Source organism: Mesorhizobium sp. M2A.F.Ca.ET.039.01.1.1, assembly GCF_003998035.1.
In the GTDB taxonomy this organism is placed as follows: domain Bacteria; phylum Pseudomonadota; class Alphaproteobacteria; order Rhizobiales; family Rhizobiaceae; genus Mesorhizobium.
Genome location: NZ_RZRY01000395.1, coordinates 1 through 5961, shown reverse-complemented (window position 1 = coordinate 5961; position 5961 = coordinate 1). Strand labels below are relative to the sequence as shown.

Sequence of the window (5961 nt, the reverse complement as noted above, 5' to 3'; positions counted from 1 at the left end):
GACCGGCGATGAGGTGCGCTGGGGCTTCGAGCACCTCAAGCTCGATCCGGCCAAGGTCGAGGCGCTCGGCGCCAAGGACCTGTTCCACTCCATCAATGTTAGCTGGGACAACCACGAAGGCGAAGGCTACGTGACCTTCCAGCAGTGGGACGGAAAGAAGTGGAACGTCGTCTCCGACTGGATCGCCCCTGACTGGACGCTGCTGCGGCCGATCATCGAAAAGTCGGCTGAAGCCTACGCGGCCGAGAAGGGCATCAAGCTGCGCACCGCCGCCGATGCCGACGCGGTAGCCGCCACTAACTGATCCAACGGACCGGGCGCCGGCCTCTTTCTCCGACGCCCGGTCATCCACTTTCGCAGACACCAGGGAAGCGCCGATGCCGGGCAATGACGTCATCCTCGCCGTGGACAATATCCACGCCACCTACAATCACGCCATCACGGCGTTGCACGGCGTCAGCTTCGAGATCAGGCAGGGCGAGATGCTGGCGCTGCTCGGCGCCAACGGTGCCGGCAAGACCACCACGCTGAAAGCCGTCTCCAACCTGCTGCCGGCCGAGCGCGGCCAGATCACCGCCGGTTCGATCAGGTTCGATGGCGGAGACGTCTCGCGGCGACAGCCGGGCGACCTGGTGCGCGCCGGGCTCGTCCAGGTGCTGGAAGGCCGCCACTGCTTCAAGAGCCTCAGCGTCGAGGAGAACCTGGTTTCGGGCGGCATCGGCCGCAGCGGCAGCCGGGCCGAGATCAATCGGGATCTGGAACGGATCTACGCCTATTTCCCCCGCCTGCGGGAAAAGCGCCGGACCTTGTCGGGGCTGACCTCGGGCGGCGAACAGCAGATGACGGCGATCGGCCGGGCGCTGATGTCGCGACCGCGGCTGCTCGTCCTCGACGAGCCGTCGATGGGGCTTGCCCCGCTCATCGTCCAGGACATCTTCCAGACGCTCAGGAAGCTGAACCGCGAGAGCGGCCTGTCGATCCTGGTCGCCGAGCAGAATTCGGCGGTCGCGCTTGGCTATGCCGACCATGCGACGGTGCTCGAGAACGGGGTCTCGGTTCTCTCCGGCGCCGCCGCCAGCCTGCGCCAGCGCGAGGATGTGCGCGCCTTCTATCTCGGACAACAGCCTTCATCCGCCGCCCAACCAACCCATCTCCACGCCGTCGTGTGAATCGAAATCCCAAGGAGCCATGAAATGACTGTGTCCAACGTCAAGACCGACAAAGCCGCGGCCGCCGTGCCGCCGGTGCTGCGCCCGGCCACCGCCGCGCATATCATCAAGGATGATGCCGAAGCGATCGCGGTCGCCCATCGTCTCGCGGCCGAGTTCGTCAAGGAGTCCTCCAGGCGCGACCGCGAGCGGATCTGGCCGGTGGCCGAGCTCGACCAGTTCTCGCAGAGCGGCCTATGGTCGATCAACGTGCCGAAGGCGTTCGGCGGACCGGAAGTGTCCTACGCCACATTGGCCAAGGTGATCGAGATCATCTCGGCCGCCGATTCCTCGATCGGCCAGATCGCGCAGAATCACCTCGGCGTCGTCGCGGCCATCCGCACCGTCTCCGACAAGGACCAGCAGGCGCTGCTGTTTGCCGAAGTGCTGAAGGGAACGCGGTTCGGCAACGCCTTTTCCGAATTCGGCTCCAAGCGCGCCGCCGATTTCGAGACGAAGTTCACCGACGCCGGCGACCATGTCATCGTCAACGGCCAAAAATTCTATTCATCGGGCGCGCTGCTTGCCCATCTGGTGCCGATCGTGGCCCTCGACGACGAGGGCCGGGCCTGGTACGCGATCGCCGATCGCGGCGCGCCTGGCCTGACCGTGATCGACGACTGGTCGAGCTTCGGCCAGCGCACGACGCTGTCGGGCACCGTCATCATCGACAACGTCAAGGTGCCGAAGACGCATCTCGTGCCCGGCTATAAGGGTTATGACAAGCCGACCGCAGACGGCGCCATTTTCCAGATCATCCAGGTGGCGGTGGACACCGGCATCGCGCAGGCCGCGATCAACGAAACGGTCCATTTCGTCAGGACCAGGAGCCGCGCCTGGATCGACAGCGGCGTCGCCAATGCCTGGGACGATCCCTACACGATCCAGGCCATCGGCGACCTGACGCTTCGCCTGCACGCCGCGCAGGCGCTGCTCGAAAAGGCCGGCCACGCCATCGATCGGGCAGTCGCCGAGCCGACCGCCGAGACGGTGGCGCATGCGCAGATCGTCACCGCGGAAGCGAAGATCCTGTCGACCGAGATCGCCATCGCGGCGACCAACAAACTGTTCGAGCTGGCCGGCACTCGCTCGACGCTCGCCGAGCACAATCTCGACCGCCACTGGCGCAATGCGCGCACCCACACGCTGCACGATCCGGTGCGCTGGAAATATTCGATCCTCGGCAAGTATTTCCTCAATGGCGAGAACCCGCCGCTGCACGCCTGGAGCTGATCGCGCCGTTCCACCGGGCGAACATCATTCGCGGCGGGCCGGCCGCTGTCCCGCTCGCGCCAGTCCTTGCGTCCACCGCGATGGTCATAGCGGTGCCCGGTGCCATCGCGCGAAAGTCTCGGCGATCGCGAGGACCGCAGCATGAATCGGTCCCGCGGTGAGATTGGGCATAACCGACGCGTCCACGACAAAAAGGTTGTCAAGCGCCTTGAGCCGTAGGTTCGCATCGACGACGGCGTCCACGTCCTTGCCCATCCTGCAGGTGCCGCAGGGATGATGGTGCGTGATGACCGACTGCGCGATGAAATTGTCGATCTCCGCCTCACCATTCAGAGCACCTGGCAGAAGCTCGCGCTCTCGCCAATCGGCGAGTTCGTCTCGATGGCCGATCTCTCGTGCCGCCGCCAGAGCCTGTCGGAACAGTTTTCGATCCTGGCTGGTTTGCAGATATGCGGGGTCGATGATCAACCGGTCATCGAGTTCCGGCCCGCTTACCCGCACGCCGCCGCGGCTCGTGGGATGCGTTATTCCGAACAGCAACGAATAGGCCGTGCCGGCGGCAGGCGCCTGAAAGCGTTCGGACACGATCGGCGCCACGCCGCAGCCAACGACAATTTCGGGCTGCCCGATACCGGCGAACCCGGCAGCCCGCATATAGGCCATCGATTCGGAATGCTGGAGGCGCGACGGCGGAACCGGCTTGCGGGCCGCATAAAGATTGCCGGCACCAAGCAGATGGTCCTGAAGGTTTCGACCGATTTCCGGCATATCGATCAAACAGCCAACGCCGGCGGCCTGGAGTATATCGTGCGGGCCAATGCCTGAGCGCATCAGCAAAGCCGGACTTTCCAGCGCGCCGGCGCAGAGCACAACCTGATCCGCAAAGACCTCCAAAAGGCTGCCGTGTCGTCCCACAACTTCGAGACTGCGCATGCGATTGCCGTCCAAGATCAGCCGTCGCACCCGGGATCCCGTCAGGATGGTCAGATTTCCGCGGCTTCGGACAGCCGGCGTGAGCCAGGCGTCGGCGACCGTAACCCGCCGTCCATCTCGAATGTTCAGAGAGTTCGGGGTGACGCCGATCATCTCCCCGCTGTTGTGACCCTTAAGGCGAGGCAGGCCCAACGACGCGCCTGCCTCGATGAAGGCACGGGCAAGCGGACTTACTTCGTCCGTCGGCAGATAGATCGGCAACGGCCCGCCCTTGCCGTGGATGCCATCGCCGCCAAGCGGGTGGTTTTCGATGGCCTGGAAAACCGGCAGCAGTTCATTCCAGCTCCATCGGTGATCGTCGGTCTCGCGTCGGCCCAGGCCTGGAAGTCGCAGGGATGGCCGCGCATGTAGCCCATGGCGTGGAGGCAACTCGAGCCGCCGATCAGCCGCCCCCGCGCCCAATGATGCACGCGGCCCGCCGTGCCGGCTTGCGGCTCCGTGCGATAGTCCCAGTCGTAGCTGCGGCCCTGAAGCGCGGGCCAGGCAGCCGGATTCCAGATGTCGGGGTCGGTCGCCTCCTCGCCTGCCTCGATCAGCAGAACGCGACGGGCCGGCTCCTCGCTCAGCCGCGCCGCAAGCAACGCGCCTGCCGAGCCACCGCCGACGATGACGACATCGGCATCCGGGTTGCGCCCGCCAATCCCCTTGGTCATCTCCACTCCCAAGTTCCGTATTAACGCACCACCTCGACGGTTGCGCGCCCAGCGGTGCCGCAGACGCGCGATCCGAAACAGAGGATTTCAAGATTTCGGCCGAGCGTTGCCTCGGAGACCTCAACTCTCGCTGTTCATGGACATCTTTGCCGCCGCTTTTGCCTTCAAAAGGTGCCGTTTCGAGGCTTTGCGGGCGGCCTTCTCGTCGCCGGCGGCAATGGATTCGTATATCTGCCGCATCTCCGCCAGGCTACTTTGCGCTCTGCCCTCCAAAGACATCGAGCGTCCCCGGAAAAAGCTGATCCTGGCCACCAGACCGCGATGGACTTCCTCGAGGATGGGATTGCCGCAATTCGCAAGTATGATTGAATAGAAGTCGGCCGCGGTCATGACCTGGGCCAGGCTGTCATTGCTCGAGGCGGCTTCTTCGAAGGCGGCAAGCGATTTCTCGAGCTCACGCAACTGTTCCGTGGTGATTCTTGACGCGCATCGTCCGGCCGCCTCCACTTCCAGCAGCTCTCGAACCTCGTAGATTGCGGTTGCCTCGCTCCACGAAAGCGCCGGTATCGACGGCCCGCGATTGGGCACGATCTCGATCAGGCGTTCGGCCTCAAGGCTGCGCAATGCCTCCCTCAGCGAGGGGCGACTGACGCCGAGCTGTGCGCACAACTGGCTTTCAATAAGACGGTTCCCCGGCTGAAACAGCCCCGACAGGATTGCGAGCCGCAGCTTGTCGACAGTCTCTTGCTGCACTGTTCGTGGCGAAATCCGCAAATTCAGTTCGGGCGGCATCGGTTGCGTCTCGTGGGCTCAGGGTCGGAATCTCGCGCATCATATGCGAGGCCACGCATATTGGACAGCGGGAACAGGTAGATTGTCAACTTTTAAGATTGCAAGAATGTCAGACAATCCAGGTTGACGCCCTCGTGGTTGTATGATCCTTTTACGCAAGGAAGCAGCAGCGCCGGGGATCGTAAACGTGGTGGCAGACGTACTTTCCAGTCAGGTTGGTTCGCGACGTGTGGACACCAATCGCATCGCCTTGAATGTGCGCGAGAGCGGCACCGGCCCGCTGATGCTGTTTTTCCACGGCATAACGTCTAACTCCGCGGTGTTCGCGCCGTTGATGGCGCAGCTTTCGGCCCGCTTCACGACTGTAGCTGTCGACCAGAGAGGGCATGGCCTCAGCGACAAGCCCGAAAGCGGCTACGAGGCGAATGACTACGCGGATGACATCGCCAGCCTGATACGCGCCTTCGGCCAGGGGCCTGCCATCCTCGTCGGACATTCACTCGGCGCCAGGAACTCCGTCACCGCGGCGGCGAGAAATCCGGAGCTGGTGCGGTCCGTGATCGCGATCGACTTCACCCCCTATATCGAGACCGAAGCGCTCGATGCCCTGGAGAGTCGGGTGAACGCCGGAGACCGAATTTTCAGGGATGTCGAGGCCGTCCAGGAATATCTCGCGGGCCGCTATCCGAATATTCCCGCCGATGCCATCAGGATCAGAGCGGAGAGCGGCTATCGGCGGGTCGAAGGCGGTCTGCGTCCGCTGGCGTCGCCCTCGGCGATGGCTCAGACCGCCAAGGGCCTTCGCGCGGACCTGACGCAGGCTTACCGCGACGTGGCGAAGCCCGTCCTCATCGTCCGCGGCGAAGAGAGCAAGCTGGTTTCGGCGGCGGCGCTGGCAAAGACCAGTCGGTTGCGGCCCGATCTGCCCGTGGTGGTCGTCCCGGGAGCCGACCACTACGTCAACGAAGTGTGTCCCGAGGTCACGCTGAAAGCCATCACCAATTTCATCGACGCCTGACGGCCCGTCGCGCCGTCTTCTTGTACGCAGCATCAGGATAGAAAATGGCCAATGTAAACAAAAC

6 protein-coding genes and 1 pseudogene are annotated in these 5961 nt (G+C 63.9%); 4 read left to right on the top strand and 3 right to left on the bottom strand.

The annotated features are described in order from the left end of the window. The 3 genes and pseudogenes from EOA24_RS24855 to EOA24_RS24845 all read left to right on the top strand — a co-directional run. A pseudogene (locus tag EOA24_RS24855) lies at window positions 1–304 on the top strand (ABC transporter permease); the annotation flags it as partial. Between the two features lie 73 nt (window positions 305–377). Further along, window positions 378–1169: an ABC transporter ATP-binding protein gene (locus EOA24_RS24850; protein ID WP_126081796.1), complete on the top strand. Its 792-nt coding sequence runs from the start codon at window positions 378–380 to the stop codon at window positions 1167–1169. A 24-nt stretch (window positions 1170–1193) separates the two neighbouring features. Next, window positions 1194–2441, top strand: coding sequence for an SfnB family sulfur acquisition oxidoreductase (locus EOA24_RS24845; RefSeq protein WP_126081797.1), 1248 nt, complete (start codon window positions 1194–1196; stop codon window positions 2439–2441). Window positions 2442–2525: 84 nt separating this feature from the next. On the opposite strand, the gene EOA24_RS24840 is transcribed toward EOA24_RS24845, so the two are convergent. The 3 genes from EOA24_RS24840 to EOA24_RS24835 all read right to left on the bottom strand — a co-directional run bounded on the left by EOA24_RS24840 (window position 2526) and on the right by EOA24_RS24835 (window position 4879). Next, a complete protein-coding gene (locus EOA24_RS24840) occupies window positions 2526–3686 on the bottom strand; it encodes a GMC family oxidoreductase (RefSeq protein ID WP_348633081.1) in 1161 nt (386 codons plus the stop codon). Beyond that, on the bottom strand, window positions 3605–4087 hold the full coding sequence (locus tag EOA24_RS44130) for a GMC family oxidoreductase N-terminal domain-containing protein (protein WP_348633080.1): 483 nt from the start codon (window positions 4085–4087) through the stop codon (window positions 3605–3607). The genes EOA24_RS24840 and EOA24_RS44130 overlap by 82 nt, the downstream gene beginning before the upstream one ends. 120 nt (window positions 4088–4207) lie before the next feature. Further along, complete coding sequence (locus EOA24_RS24835) at window positions 4208–4879, bottom strand: GntR family transcriptional regulator (protein ID WP_126081799.1); 672 nt, start codon at window positions 4877–4879, stop codon at window positions 4208–4210. Window positions 4880–5021: 142 nt separating this feature from the next. Between EOA24_RS24835 and EOA24_RS24830 the strand changes: the two genes are divergently transcribed. Next, entirely contained in the window at window positions 5022–5897 is an 876-nt protein-coding gene (locus EOA24_RS24830; protein ID WP_126081800.1) for an alpha/beta hydrolase, read from the top strand. The last annotated feature ends 64 nt before the right edge of the window (window positions 5898–5961 follow it).

Coding starts and splice junctions, on each gene's coding strand:
- EOA24_RS24830 (WP_126081800.1), top strand. CDS start 5,022: ATGATCCTTTTACGCAAGGAAGCAGCAGCGCCGGGGATCGTAAACGTG.
- EOA24_RS24845 (WP_126081797.1), top strand. CDS start 1,194: ATGACTGTGTCCAACGTCAAGACCGACAAAGCCGCGGCCGCCGTGCCG.
- EOA24_RS44130 (WP_348633080.1), bottom strand. CDS start 4,087: ATGACCAAGGGGATTGGCGGGCGCAACCCGGATGCCGATGTCGTCATC.
- EOA24_RS24835 (WP_126081799.1), bottom strand. CDS start 4,879: ATGCCGCCCGAACTGAATTTGCGGATTTCGCCACGAACAGTGCAGCAA.
- EOA24_RS24850 (WP_126081796.1), top strand. CDS start 378: ATGCCGGGCAATGACGTCATCCTCGCCGTGGACAATATCCACGCCACC.